Genomic DNA, 24,229 nt, shown 5'->3' with positions numbered 1-24,229 from the left:
AACTAAAGTTTATTAAATATGAAGGATAAATATAGGTCATATTCATATGTCTTAGTAGTAGTGTGTGTGTTACTATCAGTATACAACATGTCTGCGCAATCAAAAACTATTATATCGGGTACCGTTTTATCAGAGGGAGATGGTTTACCTCTTGCAGGAGCAACTATAGCCGAAAAAGATAGCGATAACCGTATTATTAATGGTGTGGTGTCTGATTTTAATGGTAATTATTCTATTGCTGTTAAAAACGTTAATAACACCTTAACCTTTTCATTTGTAGGTTTTGTAACCAAGTCTGAAGTACCTGGAAATAGAACAACTATTAATGTTAATTTAAAAGAAGATATCTCTGAGCTAGATGCCATTGTATTAAGAGGTACCAAAAAAGTTAACACAGGAGAGTTTGAAATAGATAAACGTAGAATAGCAACAGCTATTCAAACCATTAACACTAAAGAAATTAGTGAAACAGTATCATCTGGTATTGTAGATCAATTACAAGGGCGTTTAAGTGGTGTTGATATTGTTGCTAATTCTGGTGAACCGGGTGCGGGAATGTCTATTCGTATTCGTGGTACATCTTCATTGAATGCTTCTTCAGAACCATTAATTGTAATAAATGGTGTGCCTTTTGAAACTGAAATTGATGAACTTTTTGATTTTGGATCGGCCGATGAAGAACAATATGCAGCAATGATTGGAGTTTCTCCAGATGATATTGAAGAAATATCGGTGCTAAAAGATGCTGCTGCTACCGCACAGTTTGGGTCTCGTGCAGCAAATGGAGTGCTGATGATTAAAACCAAACGTGGATCAAAAGGACCAGCTAGATTTTCATATAGTTATAAAGGTACTGTAGGTTGGCAACCAGATGGAATTCCAATGTTAAATGGAGATCAATATTCTACATTAATAAAAGATGAGCTTATTGCTGTTAACCAAGCATCTTATCCTCAAATAGAGTATGATCCAGAGTATGAATTATATAATTTATACAATAAAAACATTGATTGGATAGATGAAATTACCCAAACAGGATCTACCCAAGAGCATTTTCTTGGTGTATCTGGTGGTGGTGAGAAATCTTCGTACCGTGTATCTGCAAGTTACAAGGATCAATTAGGTACCACAGTAGGGAGTGCACATAAATTATTTACTACCAGAGCTATATTAGATTATAATATTTCTGATAAAATAAAAATAACTTCAGAGTTATCTTATACTCATGGTTCATTAGATCGTTCTTATAATAATATTAGGTCTTTAGCACTAATAAAAATGCCAAATCAATCTATCTATCAAGTTGATGAAGATGGTAATTTAACAGACCAGTATTTTACACCAGTAGATGCTTTTCAAGGGTCTGGGACAACATACTACAACCCCGTAGCAATGGCTAAATTGTCTGAATGGAATATAGAGAATAATAGAATTACACCAATTTTTAGGTTTACATATAAGCCTATTAAACCTTTAGAGTTTAGGTCTATTATTTCGTTCGATATTAATGTTGATAAAACGTCTAGGTTTATACCAGAAGAAGCTATTGGAGCATCTTGGACAAACTCAACAGCCAACAATGCCATTTTTGCAGATGCAGAGTTTTTTGTAATGCGTACAGATAATAGACTTACCTGGAATCCAAGTTTAGGAGATAATCATTCGCTTTTTGCTAGTGGAGCTATTCAAACTTATGAAAAAACTAGTCAGGGTTATTCTTCGCAAACAAGTAACTCACCAAGTAGTTTTATACAAACACCTATAGCACTTACAAGAATAGAAGGAAGTGGAAATAATTTAAGTTCTAGTTTTACTCAAAATAGAAACGTGGCTTTCAACTTTATGTTTAACTATCAGTATTTAGATCGTTATATTTTAAGTGGTGGTATCCGTTCTGAAGGAAACTCCAAATTTGGTAGTAGCTACAGGTATGGTACATTTCCTAGTATTGCGGCTAAGTGGATTTTATCTAGTGAACCATTTATGGAAGAATATGATTTTATTGATGAGCTAGGTATTAGAGCTAGTTATGGTGTAAATGGTAACTCACCAAGTTTTAATTATGGGCAATACAACACTTATTCTACCTATAGTTACAATTATTTAGATGAAAGACCTGTTTACCCTAACAATATGGAGTTAACAGATTTAAGATGGGAAACAGTTGTTCAAAAAAATATAGGGCTTACCTATTCATTCTTTAACAGAAGAGTAAGTGGTGACCTTGAATTTTATCAAAAGGACACTAATGATATGTTAACCAAAAATACATCAATACCAACAACTTCTGGTTTTTCATCAGTTCCATTCCTTAATCTAGGAGATATTAGTAACAAAGGTTTTGAGTTGAGTGTTAGAACTAAAGTAATAGATAATAAAGATTTTGGTTTAGATTTTAATTTTAACGTTGCTAGAAACAGAAACTTAATAACAAAAATTACCGATGCTCAAGATGTTGAAGACGGTAATCCATTAGCAACAGGTCCAGATGGTTATTTAAAAAGAATACAAGAAGGTAACCCAATAGGGTCTTTTTACGGATACCGTTACTTAGGAGTATATAGTACAAGTGATGATTTAGTAGCGCGAGATGAAAATGGAGATATTATTTATGATATTAACGGAGAGCCTAAAAACATGGTGTTTAACAGAACCCGCGAATTTAAAGCAGGAGAAGCCATGTATGAAGATGTTAACAAAGATGGTAATATAAACAGGCTAGATGTAGTGTATTTAGGTAACGCCAACCCATTATTATATGGTGGTTTCGGCCCTACTATCCGTTATAAAAACTTCAGGTTAAATGCCTTTTTTAATTACAGATACAATCAAAAAGTCATAAATATAGCCAGAATGAATGCTGAAAGTATGGATAGTTTTGATAACCAGAGTACTTCAACATTACGCCGATGGAGATTTGAAGGAGACCAAACAGATATTCCCAGAGCGGTATTTAACAGTCCAGTAAACACTTTAGGGTCAGATCGTTTTCTTGAAGACGCTTCGTTTTTAAGATTAAAATACGTTACCTTAAGATACAATTTGCCAAAAACATTTATTAAGAAAATAAATTTCACAAATGCTTCAGTATATGTTACAGGTACAAACTTGTTAACATTCACAGAGTATTCGGGAGCAGATCCTGAAACAGGAAATAGTAGTGATTGGAAAAAATTGGGGTATGATACAAATCAAACACCAAGGTCTCAACAAATAACAGTAGGATTAAACCTTACATTTTAAAACTGTAACAACTTTTAAGTATTATGAAAAGAAACATAATAAAAATATTAGTAATTGTTCCACTTATTCTAGCAACAGTATTTTCCTGCAGTGATTATTTGGAACTAGAGCCACAAGATAACTTAATCCAACAGGAGTTTTGGCAAAATAAAGAGCAGGTAGCAGCAGCTGTTGCAGGTTGTTATGCTTCTATGAACCAATCGGGTTTTACAGATAGAATCCTTAAATGGGGAGAACTTAGAGCTGAAATGTTAGTATCATTAAGAGCAGGAAGCAATGAGTTAAACATGATGAAAAATTATATCATCCCCACTAATAGTTTAGTTAATTGGAGTAATTTTTATCAAACTATTAATTATTGCAATTTAGTTTTAGAGTTTGCAGATAGTGCTAAAGAAAATGACTTATCATTTACAGAACAAGAATTAGCTAACTATAAAGCAGAAGTATTAACAATACGCGCTTTAGTTTATTTAACTTTAGTTAAAAACTTTAGAGATGTGCCATTGGTATTAACAGCAACTTCAACCAGTCAAGTAGATTTTTATCCAGCAAAAAGTACAGAAGCCGAAGTAATTGCTCAAATTATTTCTGATTTAAAAATAGCTGTAGAAGACCTTAATTTAGGGTACGCTCAATCTGCTGCTTATGATAAAGGAAGAATGACTAAAGGAGCAGCATTAGCAATTTTGGCAGATGCATATTTATGGAGTGAGCAATATAATGAATGTATAGCTGCTACTCAACAAATAATAGATTCTGGCAGATATAGCTTGGTTGAAGGTTCAGAATGGTTTAACCAAATATTCTTTGAAGGAAATTCAACAGAAGGAATTTTTGAACTTCAATTTAGTGATATTAACAGTACATACCAAAATGCTTTCTATGTAGGTAATCCAACCTATGCTCCCTTTGGAGAAATTGGCCAGTTGTATTTAGGGTATCCAGATGACGTAAGAACAGACAAAGCGACTTATGATAGAGATTTAAACAGAGTATTTAAATTTGCAGGTGTTGATGCAACTGGAGAATACCGTGGGCAACAAGAATTTTTCAACACTTTTATATTTTACAGATATGCCGAGGTTTTATTAATGCAAGCAGAGGCATATATCTTGTCTTCAGAAAATAAAGATTTAGATAAAGCAGCAGACCTTATAGAACAAGTGCATCAAAGAGCTACAGGAGCTCCATTAGATGTAGCTATAGAAGAAGGCGCTTTGTTAAATGCTGTTTTATTAGAACGTCAAAAAGAATTCGCTTTTGAAGCTAAAAGATGGTATGACCTATTACGTTTTGCGCGTCGAAATAATTTTCAAGATCAATATTTAATAACAGACTTAGCTGATATTAAAAGTACTGCAGACGATTATGAATTAATTTTGAGTTTTTACTCAGAACAAGAATCGTATTTTCTGCCTATTTACCAAAATGAGGTGGATTTGAATCCTAACTTGGAGCAAAACCCCTATTACGAAAACTAAAAAACTTTTTATTATGAAAACGAACAAATTAATTACATGGATTGGAGGTCTTTGTGTATTTATGTTACTATTAAATGCATGTAATGACAGTCTTGATGACACTACGTTCTTTACTACAGACGAGATGACCATAATTGGTACGCTAGAATCAAATCCTGAGAAATTTTCATTGTATGTAGAAATTCTTAAAAAAGCAGAATACTATAACGCATTAAAAAGTTATGGAAACTACACTTGTTTTGCACCAACTAACGAAGCTATATTAAACTATATTCAAGAAAATTTTAATGCCAGTTCTGTAGATGAACTTACTTCAGAAGAAGATATAAAATGGCTACAAACTTTAGTTAAATTTCATACCATGCCATCTGGTAAGCTAACCAGTAGCTTTATAGAAGGAAGACTACCAGATACTACATTTACTGGAGACTATTTAACAACATCCTTTTTAAAAGGCGGTGGTATTGCTAATGTAGAAATTAACAGAGAAGTTGGTTTAGATCAATATGATATACGTACCAATAACGGTGTTATACATGCTATTGATGGGGTGTTATCTCCATTTGTAGATGCAGTTCCAGCGGCTATGGAAAAAGCAGGCAAACATACCATTTTTGTTGAAGCTATGAAACAAACTGGGTATTACGAAGAGTTTTCTGTAGTATATAACGAATATGGTTCAAAAAATAACTTTACTATTTTGGCAGAGTCTGATGAGGTTTATGCTCAAGAAGGAATCTATTCTTTTGAAGACTTAGTAGCTAGAATCTCTCCTGATGATTCTAACTTTACAGATCCTGATAACGATTTAAATAGATATGTAGGATACCATGCTACTAAAAACTTTTTATATACTTCAGATTTTCCAGAAGATAACTTTATAAATACAGTCTTACCTAGAAATGCTATTAAATCCTTCAAAACAGATAAAGAATTAAGACTTAACGAAACCGAAACAGGTACAGATGATACATGGACTTCTATCATTACGGCAGAAAGTAACTATCCATCTAAAAACGGTGTGTACCATACTGTAGATAAATTATTTACCATTTTTGTGCCAAAACCAAAACATATTATCTACGATTTTATAAATGATCAACCAGAATATCAATCTAAGTTAATTCGTTCACACCAAAAGGTTTTAAGTACAGCTTGGGAACGCATTCGTTGGTTTCCAGAAAAAGAGGTAAGATACTTACAGCAAAGTAAAAACTCTAATATAGGCCATACAGTTTTAGATATAGCAGGTGTTGCATGGTTTGAATTTGACACACCAGTATTACCAAAAGGTAAATACGAAATGCTTGTAATGGGTAATGGCGGAAACAATGCGCGTGCTAAATTCCAAATATATTGGGATGGTGAGCCTATTGGTGCTGTATATGATATGACAACAAAAGCAAGCGGTATGGGATGGCCAGATGAAATCTTAATGGAGACCAGAGGTTGGAGACTAGGTTATGAAGAATATGTAGACAATAACGGGGTTTCTCAAGCTGAAAAAGCAGGAAACAGTAGGTTTATTGTTACTAAAGAGTTATTGGTGCCAGAGCAAAAAAGCCATGTTATAAGGTTTGAAACTATAAAATCTGGTAATAGCCCAATGGACTTTGTTGAATGGATACCTGTAGACTAACAAACTAACTAAATATATTAATTAAAGAACTAATAATGAAAAACAAAAATAAAGCCATTGTTAACTTTGGCCGTATTGTGGTAATGCTTAGCTTGCTTGTAACCTTAGGTTGTAAGGATGATGCATGGGATGACCACTATGAACAACTAGATTCTAGGCTAGAGTCTAATATCTTATCAATCCTATCAGAGGATCCTGATTATTCAACATTTGTTAATTATCTTAATCAAACAGGTTATAGTAGCCTATTGGCTACAGCCCAAGCGTACACAGTTTGGGCTCCTGATAATGCTGCTTTTCAACAAGTATCTAGTGATATTTTAAGTAATCCAGACTTGTTAAAAGAGCTTATTGGTAATCACATTAGCCTTTTTTCACACAATACAGCTCAAAATGAAGAAACACTTGTAAAAATGCTTAATAATAAATATGTTGAGTTTTTAAATACAAGTGAAAGTTCAACATTTGGAGGCGTTAATGTAGTAGAAAAAGATATATTAGCCTCTAATGGTATTTTACATACTATTGATGAAGTTTTACAAGTAAACCCAAATATTTGGGGATACTTAAACGACAATGCAGAGCAATTTCCTTTATTAATGGATTATTTAAGCCAGTTTAATGAAACTGCTTTTGATCCAGATAATAGTATACAAACAGGAACCAATACTTTAGGGCAACCCGTTTACGATTCTATTTTTAGTTCAACAAACACATATTTTAAAGTTATTGGAGATTTAAGTTCTGAAGAAGAGCGTTTTTCTTTTATTGGCTTAACAGATGATGCATATGCTAGTATATTTGATGTTTTAGATGATTATTACTATAGTCCAATTCCAGATTCTATTAAAAATAGAACAGACAAAACAATTTTTGAAAATTTAAATTTTCCATTAGTAGAACCTAGTGAGTTAAGCGGTAATACTATTACAACCACTACCGGAAGTGATATTATGTTAGACCCTAGTTTAATAGTTGAAAATGTACCTCTTAGCAATGGTAATTTGTTTGTTATGAATGAATTAGATTATGATCCTAGAGGGGTTATTTACAAGCCTATTAGATATGAAATTGAAAATACCGAAAATAGAACAATAGGATCATTATCAGATTTTTCTATTCAAAAAAAGTATGATGCTTTTGCTTCTGGTCAATTTACAAATGAAGTATCTCTGTTAGAAAATCCAGATGGAAGTGACGGTAATAATTATTTTGAGATAACATTTAGTAATGTACTTGCAGCTAGCTATAATCTTAATTTAAAGTTTTCTCCAGTAGGTGCATCGCAAGACACCAAATTAAAGATTCAGCTTCGTTATATTGGTTCTAATTTTGCTCCAATAACAGAAGAAATACCTCTTATTGTTAATAATTTAGAAGACGGGGTTGTTACTATTGGTGATGCTTTTGATTTTTCTTTTTATGCAACAGGTATAGAAGGAGATTACTTTTCTGTAACGCTTAAAATTATTATAGACGTTAGTGAACCAGAACTTTTATTGTATGACCGACGTTTTGGTATCGATTATGCAGAACTAGTTCCAACAGAATAATTATAACAACCATAAATTAAATATGAATTATCTGATTATGATGAAAATAAAAAATACGTATTCCCTGCTTTTCATTTTATTTTTCGGAATCACTTTTGCATTGCGAGGACAGGAAAACACCAATTTAACCGTAACAGGTACGGTTTTAAATGCTAGTAATAACAAACCACTTGCAGGAATTAATATTCGGGTTGGTCAATATTCTTCGGTCTTAACAGACAGTTCGGGGAAATTTTCAATGAACGTTCCTGATAATAGAGTAACACTTATAGTTACTAATCCTGATTATCAAACAAAAGAAGTAGCCCTTAAAGGACGTACAAATGTTGAAATTAAGTTATATGATAAGAGCTTTAACTCTTATTACACACAAGAGGTTAACATGTTGCTTAATAGCAAGTCTAACACTTCTATTGTAAATTCAGTTTCAACAAAAAAAGGAGACATAGCTACACCAAAAGAATCTTTGGCTAATGTACTTAACGGCGAGCTAAGTGGTGTAAGAACCATTATGAGATCTGGTGTACCAGGAATAGGGGCTAATATATTTATTAGAGGATATAATACTATAAACGGAAATACTCAACCGTTAATTATTGTAGATGGTATGATGTTAGAAACTAATACTTTTACTAACAATTCTTTAATAGGTGGTTATAGTTACGATCCTTTATCTGATATCAACCCTAAAGATATTGCTAACATTACTGTAATAAAAGATGCGGCTTCTATTTATGGGTCAAGAGGAGCAAATGGTGTTATTCTTATAGAAACTAATAAGGCAGAAAGTATTTCAACAAAAATAGATTTTTATGTTCAAGGAGGTTTAAATGTTACTCCAAACAATATACCTATGATGAACAGTAATCAGTATAGAACATACTTGTCAGATCAAATGAATAATTCTGGTTTATACACAAATGATGAAATTAGCAGAATGCCATTTTTTAATGAAAATACATCATTTGAGGATTACGAAAAATATCATAATGAAGTTAACTGGCAAGACCAAGTATTTAGTAATAACTACGTAAACGATTATTATTTAAGAGTAACTGGTGGAGATGAAATTTCTAAATATGGTCTTTCAGTAGGTTACACCTCAAACAAAGGGGTTGTTAAAAATTCAGAATTTGATAGGTTTACAACACGTTTTAATGCAGAAACTAGTGTTACAGAAAAATTATTTTTAAATACAAACTTAAGTGTTAGTTACACAGACCGTAATGTGTTTGATGATGGTTTATTAAGTACCTCTCCAATTTATTCTGCACTTAACAAATCGCCTTTTTTAGCACCATTTGTGCCAAATGCAGATGGTGTAGTAACTGATATTTACGAAGATATTGATGATATTGGTGGTTTTAGTAACCCTGTTGCTATAACAGATAACACTATTTTTACAGCTAAAGATTATAACTTATATGGGCATTTAAAACTAACCTATCAAATTTCAGATAAATTAAATTTTAGCACATTGATAGGAGCTAATTATATTAAAAATAGACAAAATGTGTTTTTACCAGACTTAGGGCTTTCAACAGAGTATAATGAATATGGAGATGCTCAAGTTAGAACTTCAAAGGTAAGTGCAGAAAGTTTGTTTGCCATATATAATGATACCAGGCTAAATTACGTGTTTAGTGTAGATAAAATTCATGATTTCTCATTAAACCTTGGATTACGTTACAATCAAAATAATTATGAAAATTCGTATTCTACTAGTGGAAATTCCGGAGATGATCAATTTACATCTTTAAATAGTGGAGACCGTTTAACCTTTGTTACATCAGGTAGTATAGGTAACTGGAAATATGCTTCTATTTATGCTAATGCAGATTATTCTTTTTTAAATAAGTTTTTTGTAAGTTATAACCTTTCAGTTGATGCCTCATCAAGATTTGGAGACGCCAAATCTGCCGGTTTTTTCCCTTCTTTGGGAGCAGCTTGGTTAATATCATCAGAAAACTTTATGGCTAACTCTTCAATAGATCAGTTAAAACTTCGTGCTAGTTACGGGTTAACAGGTAATGATGGTATAGGTAATTACAATGCCGAATCTTATTTTGTTTCAACAAGATTTTTAGAAGGAACAGGCTTAATTAACGGAAATATAGCTAATAGTTCTATTAGGTGGGAAGAAACAACTAAAGCTAACCTAGGTTTAGATATAGGCTTACTAAATGAAAGATTATCATTTAATATAGATTATTTTAATAATGTAACCGATGGGTTATTAAATTTAAATGAATCTAATCCCGTATTTGGAAGTGATGGATTTTTAAATAATGATGGTAAATTAAGGAACACTGGTTTTGAATTAGGTTTCAATGCTCGTGTATTTAACACTAATAACTTTACTTGGGATATTGGTGGTAATATTGCTCATTATAAAAATGAAATTGTTTCTCTACCAGGAGACCAACAAATAAATAATATAGATGGCTTAAACGCCACAATATTAAATAAAGAAGGTAGTCCTTTAGGTTTATTTTACGGTTACAAAACTGACGGAATTTATAATAATGATGCAGAAGCAACTGCAGCAGGATTAAACTATAAAGATTATCAAGGTTTTGAACAACCATTTGTTGCTGGAGATGTGAGATTTGTTAATTCTAATTCAGATAATATAATTGATGAAGATGACAGAGTAGTAATAGGTGATCCAAATCCAGATTTTACAGGAATGGTTTACAATACTTTTACCTATAAAAAGCTTAGCTTATCAGCTGTATTCTCATTTAGTCAAGGTAACGATGTTTACAATGCGCTAAGATGGAAAAATGAATCTATGAGCGATTTTTCAAACCAAAGTTTAGCTACAGTTAACCGTTGGTCTGTTAATAATCAAGATACTAATATTCCTCGTGCAGTTTACGGTGACGCACCAGGTAACTCAAGATTTTCAGACAGATGGATAGAAGATGGTTCTTACATTCGTCTTAAAACCATTTCTCTGTCTTATACCCCAGATATATTTAATGCTACTTTTTATATTACAGCTAATAATATACTTACAATTACAGATTACTTAGGTTATGACCCAGAGGTTAGTACATCTCAAGTAAGTTATTTACAAGGTATTGATGCTGGTTTTACACCACAATACAGTTCAGTATTAATTGGTGTTAGAGTAGGACTATAATTTATTCAAAATATAAAAACACATATAATGAAACAATATATAAATATAACATTAGGAGTACTCTTAAGCTTAACATTATTTACTTCTTGTGAAGATCTATTAGATGTTGATCCAGAAGAGGTACTACTGTCTGATGATTACTTAGGAGATAGTGAGTTAGATGCTAGATCAGCTTTATTTGGTATATTATCACAAATGCAAGATATTGCTGGTCAGTACATAGTGCTAGGTGAAATTCGTGCAGATTTGGTTAATGTAAATGCTAGTACTGCAGATGAAATCAGACAAATTAATAACCATGAGGTAACTGAAAGTAATAGTTTTGCTGATCCAACACAGTTATTTTCAATTATAAACAACTGTAACTTTGCACTAGAAGGTATAGATACCGAGGCCTATGAGAATTTGTTGTTAGATGATTATGCATCAATTCTTAGAATTAGAACTTGGGCTCAAATGCAAATTTTAATTAATTACGGTGAACTTCCATACATTACAGAGCCTATTAAAACTAATGATGATCTTGATAAAAATTATCCTGTATTGTCTAGAGACCAAGCGCTTGATCAATTAATAGCTAATCTAGAACCCATTACAGATGTAGAAAATGTTACAAAATATGAAAACTCACTTGGGTTTAACATATTTAAAATGATACCTGACCAAGATATCCTTTTAGGAGATTTATACTTATGGAAAGGTAGTTATGTAGAAGCAGCAATACACTACAAAAAGTTTTTAGATGATAACGTTTCAGGCGGTTTATATAACCTAACCTCATATAGTAATACTGTTGCAACTAGCGGAAGTACTTATAGCATTACCATTAGATGGAATGATATGTTTGCTGATAATATAGCTGGTAATGAAGTGGTAAATTATGTGGCATTTAATGATCAATATCGTCAATCAAATGATGACTATGAGATATTAACTACACAATTAAAACCTTCAGAATTAGCCATATTAAAATGGAGTGGACAATTTGTAGGGTATGAAGGAGCCCCTGTTTTACCTGGAGATACAAGAGTTCTAGATGACAGTTCTTATACAGGTGAAGGTGATTTGGCTATGATAACAAAGTACCAATATGAATACATTGTTTGGAACAGAATAGCAAAAATTTATTTGAGATATGCTGAAGCTATAAATTATGCAGGTTATCCAGACCAAGCCTTAGCAATTGTAAATGGTATTTTTAATAACCCAGATGTAGAGCCTGTAGATGCACCTATTTTTAATAATACTGAAGAGTTTTTAAATTTTGATGTAGATCAGTATTACAGTGTTAATTCAAGTGATGAACCAACTTCTGGTAACTTAGGGATTAGAGGAAGAGCAGGAATGGCTCCAGTAACAGTTGATGAAGAATTATCTGATGCTGAAAAAATTGAAGCTGTAGGGGCGCTTATTTTAGAGGAAGCAGCACTAGAATTAGCCTTTGAAGGTAATAGATGGGAAGATTTAATGCGTTTTGCATTAAGAAGTAGCAACCCTAGTATTTTGGCTGATGCCGTAGCTAGTAAATTTGAAACTTCTGGAGATTTAGCTGGAGCAGCTAGCATACAGCAAAAATTATTGAACCCAGATAACTGGTTTTTACCATTAGTTTTACCAGAGAATTTTATTGAAAATTAAGTTTTTTAGTTTTTAACCTGATTTTATTTCAGGTTAATTATTTCAAAAAGGCGCATAAATTGTTATCTAACAATTTGTGCGCCTTATATTTTTACATATTATAACAAAATGGGCTATTTTAAATTAGGCAGGGACAGGGTTTAAATTTATTTATAAAGCCTTTATAGTTATGTTAAAGAAAGTTTATAAGGCTAGAACTTTATTAGATAACATAGTTATAATCTAATTAAGTTTAAGAATTAAATTAAAAGTTAAAAATGAAGTCCTAATTCTTATCCGTTCTAAAAGGATATGCAGGTAAATTTGCACCATTAACTAAATTAACGGTTGGTTTTCCTGCAAAAGCATAACGAACGTATAAAGGATTCTTAATGTCTTTATTACTGAGTATAACAGTTTCATTTTCAATTTTTGCTTCGGCCTTTTTCCAATTTAGAGATGCATCTGCAATCCAAAATCCTGTAGGGGCTTTTTTATCGGTAGTTTTTAAACCTTGACTATTTTTAAAATAAACAATTAAAGTGTTGGTCTTTTGTTCAATGTTTTTAAGCATAGGGCCTTCTGCTACCACATCTTTATTTAAGGTGTTTTTAGCACCTAATAGAGCAAGTCTTTGCCCTATGGGATATTTATCGGTAGGGTGAATGTTCTTTACATCACCCAAATCTATGGTGTTAGCAACAGCGGTATAAGGTAAATCTAACGCTTTTAACTGTGATTCTCGTAACCATGCAAACGATTCTTCAGTAGGGCTTTCAGGATCAATTTCGGGTTTTTTAGCGGTGCCTTTCCCATAACCAGGGAGCATAACTATATTAAAAAACATCTTATCATTGTTCCACTCTTTTCTATAGCGTTTTATCCATTGTTTTAATACATCACCGTATTCTTTCATACCAATAACCCTATGAAACCACGTTTTATCATCAACTTCTGGTACACCCGATAAGTAGCGCGTGTTGCGTTCGCCTTGGTACCAAACTAAACCTCTGCAAGCAAAAGGCGCTAAAGGTTTCATCATGGCATTGTAAAGAATATTTGGTTGGCGTCTTAAAAAGATGTCTTCTTTTTGTGACCATCCGTTTGTTTTACTTGTTATTTTTTCAATTTTTTTTCGAGTTTCAATGTCAGCATCAAAATCATTCATTATTGTTTTAAAATAGGGGAGATTATTGCCCATATCTTTAGGCATCCACGCTTCAATAGAAGAGCTTCCCCAAGACGCATGAATAATGCCAACAGGTACATCACCAATACTTTCTAAAAAATAAGCAAAACCAAATGCTACGGCGCTACTGGGGTGTGTGGTTTTCCACTTACCAATGGCATTTTCTTCTTCATTGTAAGATACAGTACGTTTTACTTCAAAACTTCTAATATTATTTGCAAAAGGAATAAGTGCTTTAATTTCAGGAACTTGATTTACGTTGAATTGCATATTAGATTGCCCCGAGCAAATCCAGACTTCACCAACAACAATGTTTGATATTTTAACCTCAGTAGATCCAGAGATAACCATGTCTGTTGGAATTTTTGTGGCTTTTAATGGAGATAGTTTAAGCATCCATTTACCTTCGTTATTTGCAGTTGTAGTTTTAATTTGGTTAGCGAATGAAACTGTAATTTTTTCGTTTGGAGCAGCAGTTCCCCAAACAGGCACATCCATACCTTGTTGTAGTACCATATTATTGCTAAACAAAGTTGAAGGTTGAAGTGATTGCGAATAACCTGGTGTGATTATTAATACTAGAACAAAGGTTACCGAAACTTTTAAAAGATATTTCATCATTTTAAAATGAGTTTTTGTTGATTAGTATAATATTTTAATTAAGCTTTCACCACTTTGAAGTAAAAGAGTTTCATTTTTACGCTTTACTTTTTTCTTATTAACATAGGCTTTTTTAAATGTTTTAGGAAGGATAAATTCGGCTGTCATACCGTCGGGAATAGTAATTTTGAAAATAGTTTCGTTAGCACTTATTTTTTCAAAATCGGCATAAATAACACCTTGTTTGGTTGGTGTTTTTATTTTTGAATGTAATAAATCACCCATTTTAGGGTGTATTTCGGCTACCTTAAAACCAGGCGTTTTAGGTTTAATACCCCACATATAACGTGTAATAGCGTTTAAGGGTGCTGTTCCCCATGCATGATTCCAATCTGCATTGGGTTTGTATTTTACATCCCATGCTTCCATGGCCATGGTAGAGCCTACCTTTATCATATTCCACCAGTTCCTGTCCCCAATGGTATCAGAAATTAATTGTGAAGCATAGCGTTCTTCACCGTATTTATACAAACCTTCTAATAAGTATTGTGCGCCGTAAACACTACAGGCCATTCCTCTGGATTTAATAAATTTTGTAACCGAAGTGATGTGCTCTTCAGAAACTAAATCAAAAGCTAAAGGTAACATGTTGCCGTGTAATGAAGCGTGATTAGAACCTTCACCATCAATATAAACACCTCTTTCAGTATCGAAGAATTTGGTGTTAATAGCGTGTTTTACCTGTTTAGCTTTTTTTTGGTAAAATAGAACATCTTCTGACTTGTTTAAAGCTTTTGCAATTCTACCCATTAAAACTAAATTGTAATAATAAAAAGCATTTACCGCGGTATTAACAGGTACAATTTCGTAACCATCTCGTTCACCTTCGGCAGTGGCTAATTTCCAACCTGTATCTTTTTGTGCAGGTGGCCAATCAATAATATCTTTAATTTTAGTATTCGGCTTTTTAAATCCTAATTTTTTAATAAATTCTTTGGTAAGTTTGGGCGATTTCGAACTTATCAAACCATCATTACGCTCTAATTCCATTAGGGTTTTAAGTTTCAGGTTGTCGTAATGTTTAGCTAAAGGTTCTAAATCTCCTGTGTACATATAATCTGTATAAAACATTAAAACCGTATGCAGTAACCATTCTGTTGGCCATGTTGGGTTTTCAATAAAATAAGCATTGGTGCGTCTAGCAATGGTGTATACCGAATCGACGCTGTAATGACTAAGTTGATTAATATAAGCATCGGCTTCATACGGAATACGTTCGCGATCGCCATCAACGTAATAACCAGTAAAAGTGGTGGCTTTTATGGTGTGTTTACACATAGCCCATACAGAATCCATAATATGGTTTGAAGACGAAAAATAGCTAGCATCATCATGAAATTTATAATGAAGTGCCTTTTGTTTAAATTGAATGTTTTCAATTGGAATTTTTAAATTTTCAACTTCGCAATACCGAAATGGAATGATGGCTCCTACCGAATCGGGTAATTTAATGGCTGCTCCAGTAGTATTTCGTTTGTATGGTTTTAAGGCAACACTTATAGGTACATTGGCTTTTATATCTGAAAGTATTGATTTTCTGTATCGAATAGTAGCACCAGGATTTCGGTCTATTTTGTGAAAACTTTCTAGTTTTTCACCAAGATGCACAATAAGTGAATCGTTTTGTGGTACTTTTGAAGTGATTTGAACGGTTCCAAAATAAGCTTTACCGAAATCGATAAAATAATGACCTTCTTTCACTTTTATAATCTCTTTAGGAGCAAAGTAAGAGTATTGCAGATTTAATTTATCTATAGTTTGCCCTTGTGTAGTTACAGTAGCAAATAGGAGTGCTACTAAAAAAAGTGATTTATTCATCAAAATCTAAATTTTTTCGAAATTAAATAAAAGGCGAAGGCTTAACAATTTTCTTATACAGAAAGCACTTCCCAGACGATGGACGTTAAATTAAAAGATTTCAAAATGATTAATCTAACAGCAATTCTAAAAAAATTCTAGTAGAATGAAGGGGCTTTCACAATTTTATTGTTGTACATAGCGTCTAATGCCATTTGAATACAAATAGCAGTGTTGGCACCTGTTTTTAACCCAGATATAGGTTCTTTTTTATTGATAATATTATCTCTAAAATCAATTAAAGCCTGTAAACTAGGTTCTTTATGGTCTACAATTACAGGGTATCCTTTATCTTTGTTAAAACTTGTAGTAGCCCCAGAAACACCATCTACAACACCTAATTCTTTTTTACCTCCCTCTGGATAAAACCAGGCTTTTTTATAATCTAAAATTAACGTGCCTTTGTCTCCTAGAACTTTTATTTGGTAACCATCTTTAGCATTACTAGTTAAACAGGTAAATTTAGCTTTAACACCACTAGCATAGTTGTAGATTAAGTGAATATTGTCGTATGTTTCGCGTCCATCTTTCCAATAATCAATGCCACCAGACCCCATAACTTGTATTGGTTTTTCATCTAACACCCAGTTGGCAAAATCTATTTGATGCGAAGAAAGTTCGGCAGCCAAACCACTTGAGAATTCACGATACATTCGCCAATTAATAATTTTTTCAAGTTCAGGACTCGGTACTTTTCGTCTCCAATTTCCATGGCGATTCCATTGGCATTCAAAAGCAGCAATTTTTCCTAATTCACCTTGTTTAATGAGGTCTACCACATGGGTGTACAATCTAGAGCTGTGGTATTGATGTCCTGTTTGAAAGGTTAGGTTTTTAGAATTATTAGCTTTTTTAACTAATTTGTCAATATTTTCATAACCTTTTGCCATAGTTTTTTCGCAGTAAACATGTTTACCTGCGTCTAAGGCATCAATAGCTATTTGTGAATGTGTGCTCAATGGCGTTGTAACCAATATAGCATCAATATCTTTATTGTCTAATAATTTTCTATAATCCTTGTAGCCTTTAGCTTTTCCTGCCACAGTATTTAATCCTTTTTCTAATCTAAAAGGTAAAATATCACAGCATGCAATAACATTAAAATTATTTATTGAATTAATGTTATGTGTAAGACCAGTTCCTCTGTCTCCGGTTCCTATAACACCAATATTTATAGTTTCATTGGCATTTTTAAAATCAAACGCTTTATTCATAGCAAATGCAGAAGTTGATAAAGCAGCAGAGGCCATAGAACCTTTAATTATAAATTCTCTTCTTTTCATGGATTATTTTAAGATTTTAGGCAATAAAGATACGATGTATATTAATTATTTTTTTGTTAAACTGGTTTAATTTCCCAACCTGGTTCGTATGTTCTAGACCATAATTTCATGGCATCTCTATTATAGATTCTACCAGTGTTTTCATCAACATCAAAAGATTGGTTTATTCTAGAGGCTATATTAGCATAATGTGTTAGGGTTTGGCTAATAACACCTTGGTCAATGGGTGATGTTAATTCTGCTTTTCCTCTAATGGCATCAAAAAAGTTTAAAGTGTGTGCTACTGTAAGACCGCCACCGCCACCAAGGGTGTTACCGTTTTCTAGTCCAGGAATAACATTTTCTCTAATAAGCTTTCCTTTTAGATCATATAATTTATAGCCATCTCTATCAATAAATACAGAACCTTCAGAACCATAAATTATAGTACCTCTACCTGCACCGTATTTGTCATATCCGTTTCTACTACGGCCATCCCATTGAATGGTTCTATTGCCTCCAAAACGGAAGGTAGCTTCCATAGTATCGTACATTTCCCAACCGTCATCTTTATAATGGAATTTACCAGATTTTACTTCAACATGTTCTGGGTATTTTACATCTAAAGCCCAACGTGCAATGTCTAACTCGTGTGTTGCGTTGTTACCCATTTCGGCTGTACCGTAATCCCAACCATACCAGTGCCAGTTATAGTTCCAAGTATCATGGGTATATGGGCGTCTTGGTGCAGGCCCTTGAAATAATTCCCAATCTAAGCCTTCTGGTGGTGCTGTTTCAACTTGATGAGGAACAGGACCTCTTTTACTGGTGTAAAAAGCAATAGCGTTGTAAACATCTCCAATAATGCCGTTATGTATATCTTTTATAATTTCTTGCGATTGTGCCGAAGAACGCTGTTGGTTTCCCATTTGTATATGCTTTCCGTATTTCTTTTGGTAAGCAATAAGTAATTCGCCTTCTTGAAGATTATGGCTACAAGGTTTTTCTAAATACACATGTTTGCCTGCTGCAACTGCCATACATGCGCCAGGAGCATGCCAATGGTCTGGAGTTGCCATAAAAATAGCATCAACATGCTTATCGTTTATAATTTTTCTAATATCGTTTTCTAGCTTAGGTTTATGGTGACTATTTTCTTTAACCACATTAGCAGCTTTATCACGTTGGCTTTTCATTACATCACACAGGTAGCTTAACTCTATGTTATTCTTTTTATCATAAATAGGATTCATGTAAGAACCATAGCGTCTGCCTAAACCTTGTATAGCAACATTTATTCTGTCATTAGCGCCAATTATTTTACTATAGCTTTTTGCTGTCATGGCATTAACGCTATTAGAAACTAGGGTTGCTCCAACGGCACCTAATGCGGTTTTCTTTATAAAATCTCTTCTGTTTGAACTCATTATATTTAGTCTTATTTTTTAGTTTAATGGACGAATTTTAATGTTTTTGAAGGATACCAAATCTCCATGATCTTGTAAAAGAATTTGACCTTTATCAAGTTCTCCAAAATTAGGCCATTTTACATATTTGCTTTCAGATACTAATTTTCTGTATGCTTCACTTTTTCTTTCGTATTCTAATACCTTCATCCCGTTTAACCAGTGTTCTACATGATTGTTTTTAGATATAATATAGGCCGTATTCCACTCTCCAATTGGTTTAACAGGTTTGTTAGGGTCTGCTTTTATTAAATCATATAAAGAAGAAACTGTTCTACTTCCTTCATGGTTTCCTAATTTTGCATCTGGGTGTAATGCATCATCTAAAATTTGAAATTCTAAACCTATAGATGAACCTGGGCCTTTATTAATTTCTGTATCAACATAATATTTAATACCACTGTTTGCTCCTGGTGTTAGTTTAAAATCTACTTTCAATTCAAAATCACCAAATAATTCTTCTGTTACAATATCCCCGCCAGCTCTGGATTCTGCACCTCCAGACGATAAAACACTCAATACACCATCTTCAATAACCCAACCTTTTTCAGGGAAATGGTCTAGTTTAGCACCACGCCATCCGTTAGTGGTTTTACCATCCCACAGTAGTTTCCAACCATTTTTCTTTTCATCAATAGTCAATTGGTTTTTTGTAATAATTGGTTCAATTGGTGTCTTTTTAGAATACTTAGAAAGACTATCTGTTAATATTTTAATGTTTTTCCATGCAATTTCTGTGCCTTCTTTTTTATCTTCTTTTATGCTGTGTACTTGTAAACAAATAAAACCACTAGCTGTTTTATCGTCAATTAAGTGTGCAGCAGGAACATCATTTACCCATGTTTTAATAGTATCTCCAATAGCTTCAATACGGTAGTGATTCCATTCGTTTTGTTTAAATGCTTTTTGTGCCTCTGGGTTGTTTTCTAAAGTGTTTAACCAGCCACGTCTGGCTTCATCGTATATACCTGCGCTCCAAGCTCTGTCAGAAGGATCTATTTCAACTTGGTATCCATGTACGCGTCCGTTTCTGTAATACGGAAAACTGTTACTGCGAATTTGGATTCCAGAATTCATACTAGAATCTACTTTGAAGTCCAATTCAAGAATAAAATTAGAATAGATTTCATTAGTTGTTAAAAAAGAGTTTGGTGTGTTGTGTACTGTGCTTCCAACTATAGCTCCGTCTTTCACGGTGTATTTTGCTTCACCGCCCTTTTGATTCCATCCGTCTAAAGTTTCTCCATTAAACAAGGATTTCCAAGGTGTATCGTCTTTTGGTACTTGGTTACAGCTGTATAATAAACTAATAAGTGCTACAAGTAGTATTTTACTGTATAATACAGATTTTTTCATGTTTAGATAAGTTTTAAATATTAATTAAGCAAGTTATGTTTTTGTGTGATTTTTTAAATGGAGTCTTTCTTCAAAGATATGGATTTATCGTTCTTTTTAAAGGGTTTTAACATTTAACATTGTTTCAAAAATTGTAAGCTGTTAAAAACAATAAAGTTAAAATTAATTAAGTGTTTTTGATTGAATTTGCTTTAAGTTAGAAATATTTAATCTGTTTTATAAATTATAACTATGGTCATAAAAATACACTAGATAAAATTAAATAAGTGGTTTAAAAAACTTAATTCTTAAATTAAATACTATCTATTGGTTAGAGTATATTACTATTTAAAGGCAATTAAATTTATGATAAATGATTTGTGTTTTTATAAGACATCAAAAAAATCTAATACTTAAATATTATTTAGAAATAATAGATTTAAATAATCTTAATTAATACTATATGAGCAGGATGGTACAGGATGGTAACAAAAAAACTATGCCATACTTTTATTTAATAAAGCTTCATTTGTTTTATACTAAATTATTCAGAATTAATAACTAAACTAAATTTTATGAAAAAAAAAGTACTTAAGAAAATGAGTGTTTCTAATTGTTTTGCAAGAAACACTCGTTTTAAGTTATTAGGTCTAATTTTCGTGCTTGGTACGTTTTTTAGTCCTATATTAGCTTATAGTAACATAGTTACTATAGTAAACAAAGATCCTAATTCTGTTCAAAATTTAATTGTTACAGGAACAATTACAGACAGTAATAATGCACCATTACCAGGAGCTAGCATTATAGAAAAAGGTACTTCAAATGGTACTTATTCAGATTTTGATGGTAGCTTTACATTAGAGTTAACCACCGAAAATTCCACGCTAATTATATCTTATGTGGGGTTCTTAACAAAAGAAGTTGCTGTTAATGGTCAAACTAATATTAATATTACTTTAGAAACAGATGCTCAAAGTCTAGACGAAATAATTGTTGTAGGATATGGAACCGCAAAGCGAAAGGATATCACTGGCTCTGTTGAAAGGGTTACTTTAGAAGATTCTCCAGTGGCATTATCATCTAATACTAGTATTTTACAGTCTGTTAGAGGGTCAACGCCAGGTATTAATATTGGTACCCAAAATCAAGTAGGTCAAACACCAAGTATTATTATAAGAGGTCAAAACTCTATAAATGGAAATAATGATCCTTTAATAGTTCTAGATGGAATTGTGTTTCTTGGTAGTGTGAATGATATAAACCCAAATGATATTGCTTCAATAGACATCTTAAAAGATGCATCTGCGGCTGTGGTTTATGGATCTCGTGCAGGTAACGGGGTAATCTTAATTAATACCAAAAAAGGGAAAACATCTAAGCCAGTTATAAAATTTTCTTCGTCAACAGGGGTTAATGTTTGGCAAAACAAACCTAATCTATTATCAAGAGATAGATATTTGGAAAAGTACGCAACTCAAGTTGATGCGGCTTCTGTTGATGATATTGTTTGGGAGGAAGAATACAGAAACATTCTACAGGATGAGGGAGTTGACACTAATTGGATAGATCTCGTATCTCGTAATGGATCAATTCAAAAGCATAATGTTTCGGTTTCAGGAAGATCAGATAGTTTTAATTATTTTTTCTCTGGTGGCTATGAAGAGCAAGCTGGTGTGATTTTAGGGGATGATTTTAATAGAATTTCTTTAAGATCAAGGCTTCAAGCAGATATAACCAGTTGGTTAGAGGTAGGTATAGATGGTTCTTATACAAATAGTGACTTTTCTGGTGTTACTGCAAACTTAGGTCAAGCTATGGTTATGGCTCCAATTGGTTATCCATATAGATATGAGGGGCAACCCTTTAATACGGCAACAAATACATCTACAGATCTTGAAAGATATCCAACGGCTAATAATGTTCAAAGCCCTTTATGGGGTACAGATGGTACTAGAGATTTATTTGATAAAAGAAATTATTTTAGATTGGCAGCAAATGCTACAGTAAAAATACCTTGGATTGAAGGATTGAAATATACTGTTAACTATTCTATTAGCTCGCAATATAGAAGATTAGATAGCTTTTATTATGAAAATTATTACATAGGCCTTCCAACAGAAGGAGAACCCTATTATGAAAGATATTCACAAACAGCTATACAAGCTAATTTATCACAAGCTAATGGTTCTAACTCACGTTATAAAGATTACAATTACGTTATTGATAATATTATTAATTATAACAAAAGTTTTGATAAACATAATGTAGATTTAACTTTAGTTGCTACAAGAGATTATAGAAAAACAGATGTTTCTACATTATCAGGTAATGATTTTGCTGCTTTAGGAAACACTAGTTTAGGAGTGAATGGTATTACTTTTGCTACAACACAGAATAATTCTTATGATATTACAGAAAGATCTAATGTTGGTTACTTAGGAAGGTTGTCCTATGGTTTTGATAATAAATATAACCTAACGGCTTCAATTAGACGTGACGGTGCGTCTGTATTTGGTGCAGATAAAAGGTTTGGAACTTTTTGGTCTGTTGGAGGAGCTTGGACACTTACTCAAGAAAATTTTCTAAATAACAATAAAATTCTAAATTATTTAAAAATAAATGCTTCATATGGAACTAATGGTAATCAAGGGCTAGATCCATACGAAACACTTTCTGGAGTCATTACAGGTCAACCTGGTGACATAGAATATGCTTTTGGAGACAATCCATCAGTAAGCGAATTTGGTATTGAGCAAACAAGTTTAGGAAACTCAGAATTAGGATGGGAATCTACAACGTCGCTAAATTTTGGAATTCATTCCAGTTGGTTAGACAATAAAATAAATTTAAATGCAGATGTGTATTTTTCAAAAACAAAAGATCAAATTTTTAATAGAAATATTCCAAGCACAAGTGGCTTCACTTCAATTTTAGCAAGTTTGGGGCAAATAGATAATCAAGGGATTGAAATTTCTTTAGGAACGACAAATTATCAAACCGATAATTTTTCTTGGACATCAAATTTATCATATTGGAAAAATAGCAATAAAATTAAAGAATTATATGGTGATGATATTGATGGTGATGGTATTGAGGACGATGATATTTCTAATAGCCTATTTATTGGAGAGTCTTTGGGGGCAATTTATGGCTATGAGTATATTGGTGTAGTACAAGAAAGTGATACGCAATACATTGCAGATACAGGTGCTCAACCTGGAGATGCTATGTACAGAGATTTAGATGGAGAACCAGGTATTACAGCTGCAGGAGATAGAAAAATATTAGGATTTACTACACCCAATTTTAGAATGGCGCTATCTAATACTATTAATTATAAAGATTTTAGTTTATACTTTTTATTTACAGGAACCTTTGGAGGAAATGGTTATTATTTAGGGTCTAACCCAAGACATAATTCATTACAAAATAGATTCGATTATAATGATGTTGATAATGGACAATGGTGGACACCAGAAAACCAAAGTACAACCAATCTTCGAGCAGATTTTAATGACTCTCGTTACCTTGGATTGCAATCTAGAGGTTTTGTAAGATTACAAAATGTAAACCTTAAATATACCTTTAACCAAGATTTCTTAAAACGATTAAATGTAGGAATAGGCTCTTTAGAATTATATGCTAATGCAGATAATCCTTTAGTAATTACAAATTGGTTTGGTGGAGGAGATCCAGAACGAGGCATATCAGCTCAAAGTGGAACTTTACCAGTAATGACTGCTTATACAGTTGGCTTAAACGTTAGTTTTTAATTT

Annotated in this window: 12 protein-coding genes; 7 read left to right on the top strand and 5 right to left on the bottom strand. The window is 32.7% G+C overall.

The genetic code is table 11. The features are described from left to right. Window positions 1-18: 18 nt before the first annotated feature. Genes J1D01_RS08290 through J1D01_RS08265 form a run of 6 tightly spaced genes read left to right on the top strand, consistent with a single transcriptional unit; the run spans window position 19 to window position 12,705 of the window. Window positions 19-3,243: a SusC/RagA family TonB-linked outer membrane protein gene (locus J1D01_RS08290; RefSeq protein WP_421150497.1), complete on the top strand. Its 3,225-nt coding sequence runs from the start codon at window positions 19-21 to the stop codon at window positions 3,241-3,243. 23 nt (window positions 3,244-3,266) lie between these two features. Continuing rightward, entirely contained in the window at window positions 3,267-4,727 is a 1,461-nt protein-coding gene (locus J1D01_RS08285; protein WP_421150496.1) for a RagB/SusD family nutrient uptake outer membrane protein, read from the top strand. Between the two features lie 13 nt (window positions 4,728-4,740). Then, window positions 4,741-6,366, top strand: a complete 1,626-nt coding sequence (locus tag J1D01_RS08280) for a fasciclin domain-containing protein (protein WP_421150495.1) — start codon at window positions 4,741-4,743, stop codon at window positions 6,364-6,366. Window positions 6,367-6,401: 35 nt separating this feature from the next. Beyond that, the gene (locus J1D01_RS08275; RefSeq protein WP_421150494.1) at window positions 6,402-7,919 is read left to right on the top strand and encodes a fasciclin domain-containing protein; all 1,518 of its coding nucleotides are present in this window, start codon (window positions 6,402-6,404) and stop codon (window positions 7,917-7,919) included. 37 nt (window positions 7,920-7,956) lie between these two features. Next, window positions 7,957-11,067: a SusC/RagA family TonB-linked outer membrane protein gene (locus J1D01_RS08270; protein WP_421150493.1), complete on the top strand. Its 3,111-nt coding sequence runs from the start codon at window positions 7,957-7,959 to the stop codon at window positions 11,065-11,067. A 27-nt stretch (window positions 11,068-11,094) separates the two neighbouring features. Continuing rightward, window positions 11,095-12,705, top strand: a complete 1,611-nt coding sequence (locus J1D01_RS08265; RefSeq protein ID WP_421150492.1) for a RagB/SusD family nutrient uptake outer membrane protein — start codon at window positions 11,095-11,097, stop codon at window positions 12,703-12,705. A gap of 265 nt (window positions 12,706-12,970) precedes the next feature. Here the strand turns inward: J1D01_RS08265 and J1D01_RS08260 are convergent, their stop codons facing one another. From J1D01_RS08260 to J1D01_RS08240, 5 genes are all read right to left on the bottom strand, one after another. Beyond that, complete coding sequence (locus tag J1D01_RS08260) at window positions 12,971-14,494, bottom strand: hypothetical protein (protein WP_421150491.1); 1,524 nt, start codon at window positions 14,492-14,494, stop codon at window positions 12,971-12,973. Window positions 14,495-14,515: 21 nt separating this feature from the next. After that, window positions 14,516-16,351, bottom strand: coding sequence for an alpha-L-rhamnosidase C-terminal domain-containing protein (locus tag J1D01_RS08255; RefSeq protein ID WP_421150490.1), 1,836 nt, complete (start codon window positions 16,349-16,351; stop codon window positions 14,516-14,518). Between the two features lie 137 nt (window positions 16,352-16,488). Beyond that, window positions 16,489-17,673, bottom strand: a complete 1,185-nt coding sequence (locus tag J1D01_RS08250) for a Gfo/Idh/MocA family protein (protein WP_421150489.1) — start codon at window positions 17,671-17,673, stop codon at window positions 16,489-16,491. 56 nt (window positions 17,674-17,729) lie between these two features. Continuing rightward, window positions 17,730-19,079, bottom strand: coding sequence for a Gfo/Idh/MocA family protein (locus J1D01_RS08245; RefSeq protein ID WP_372937930.1), 1,350 nt, complete (start codon window positions 19,077-19,079; stop codon window positions 17,730-17,732). A gap of 18 nt (window positions 19,080-19,097) precedes the next feature. After that, window positions 19,098-20,474 carry a 3-keto-disaccharide hydrolase gene (locus J1D01_RS08240; protein WP_421150488.1) on the bottom strand — a complete coding sequence of 459 codons (1,377 nt, stop codon included), beginning with the start codon at window positions 20,472-20,474 and terminating at the stop codon, window positions 19,098-19,100. A 554-nt stretch (window positions 20,475-21,028) separates the two neighbouring features. Here J1D01_RS08240 and J1D01_RS08235 point away from each other — a divergent pair. After that, window positions 21,029-24,226, top strand: a complete 3,198-nt coding sequence (locus J1D01_RS08235; protein ID WP_421150487.1) for a SusC/RagA family TonB-linked outer membrane protein — start codon at window positions 21,029-21,031, stop codon at window positions 24,224-24,226. Window positions 24,227-24,229 lie beyond the last annotated feature (3 nt).

It is taken from the genome of Seonamhaeicola sp. NFXS20 (genome assembly GCF_049132085.1).
GTDB lineage: Bacteria > Bacteroidota > Bacteroidia > Flavobacteriales > Flavobacteriaceae > Seonamhaeicola.
Note: the sequence above shows the minus strand (reverse complement) of the source record. Positions and strands in the feature narration are given on the sequence as shown.

Coding starts and splice junctions, on each gene's coding strand:
- J1D01_RS08280 (WP_421150495.1), top strand. CDS start 4,741: ATGAAAACGAACAAATTAATTACATGGATTGGAGGTCTTTGTGTATTT.
- J1D01_RS08235 (WP_421150487.1), top strand. CDS start 21,029: ATGAAAAAAAAAGTACTTAAGAAAATGAGTGTTTCTAATTGTTTTGCA.
- J1D01_RS08290 (WP_421150497.1), top strand. CDS start 19: ATGAAGGATAAATATAGGTCATATTCATATGTCTTAGTAGTAGTGTGT.
- J1D01_RS08240 (WP_421150488.1), bottom strand. CDS start 20,474: ATGAAAAAATCTGTATTATACAGTAAAATACTACTTGTAGCACTTATT.
- J1D01_RS08265 (WP_421150492.1), top strand. CDS start 11,095: ATGAAACAATATATAAATATAACATTAGGAGTACTCTTAAGCTTAACA.
- J1D01_RS08260 (WP_421150491.1), bottom strand. CDS start 14,494: ATGATGAAATATCTTTTAAAAGTTTCGGTAACCTTTGTTCTAGTATTA.
- J1D01_RS08285 (WP_421150496.1), top strand. CDS start 3,267: ATGAAAAGAAACATAATAAAAATATTAGTAATTGTTCCACTTATTCTA.
- J1D01_RS08275 (WP_421150494.1), top strand. CDS start 6,402: ATGAAAAACAAAAATAAAGCCATTGTTAACTTTGGCCGTATTGTGGTA.
- J1D01_RS08245 (WP_372937930.1), bottom strand. CDS start 19,079: ATGAGTTCAAACAGAAGAGATTTTATAAAGAAAACCGCATTAGGTGCC.
- J1D01_RS08255 (WP_421150490.1), bottom strand. CDS start 16,351: ATGAATAAATCACTTTTTTTAGTAGCACTCCTATTTGCTACTGTAACT.
- J1D01_RS08250 (WP_421150489.1), bottom strand. CDS start 17,673: ATGAAAAGAAGAGAATTTATAATTAAAGGTTCTATGGCCTCTGCTGCT.
- J1D01_RS08270 (WP_421150493.1), top strand. CDS start 7,957: ATGATGAAAATAAAAAATACGTATTCCCTGCTTTTCATTTTATTTTTC.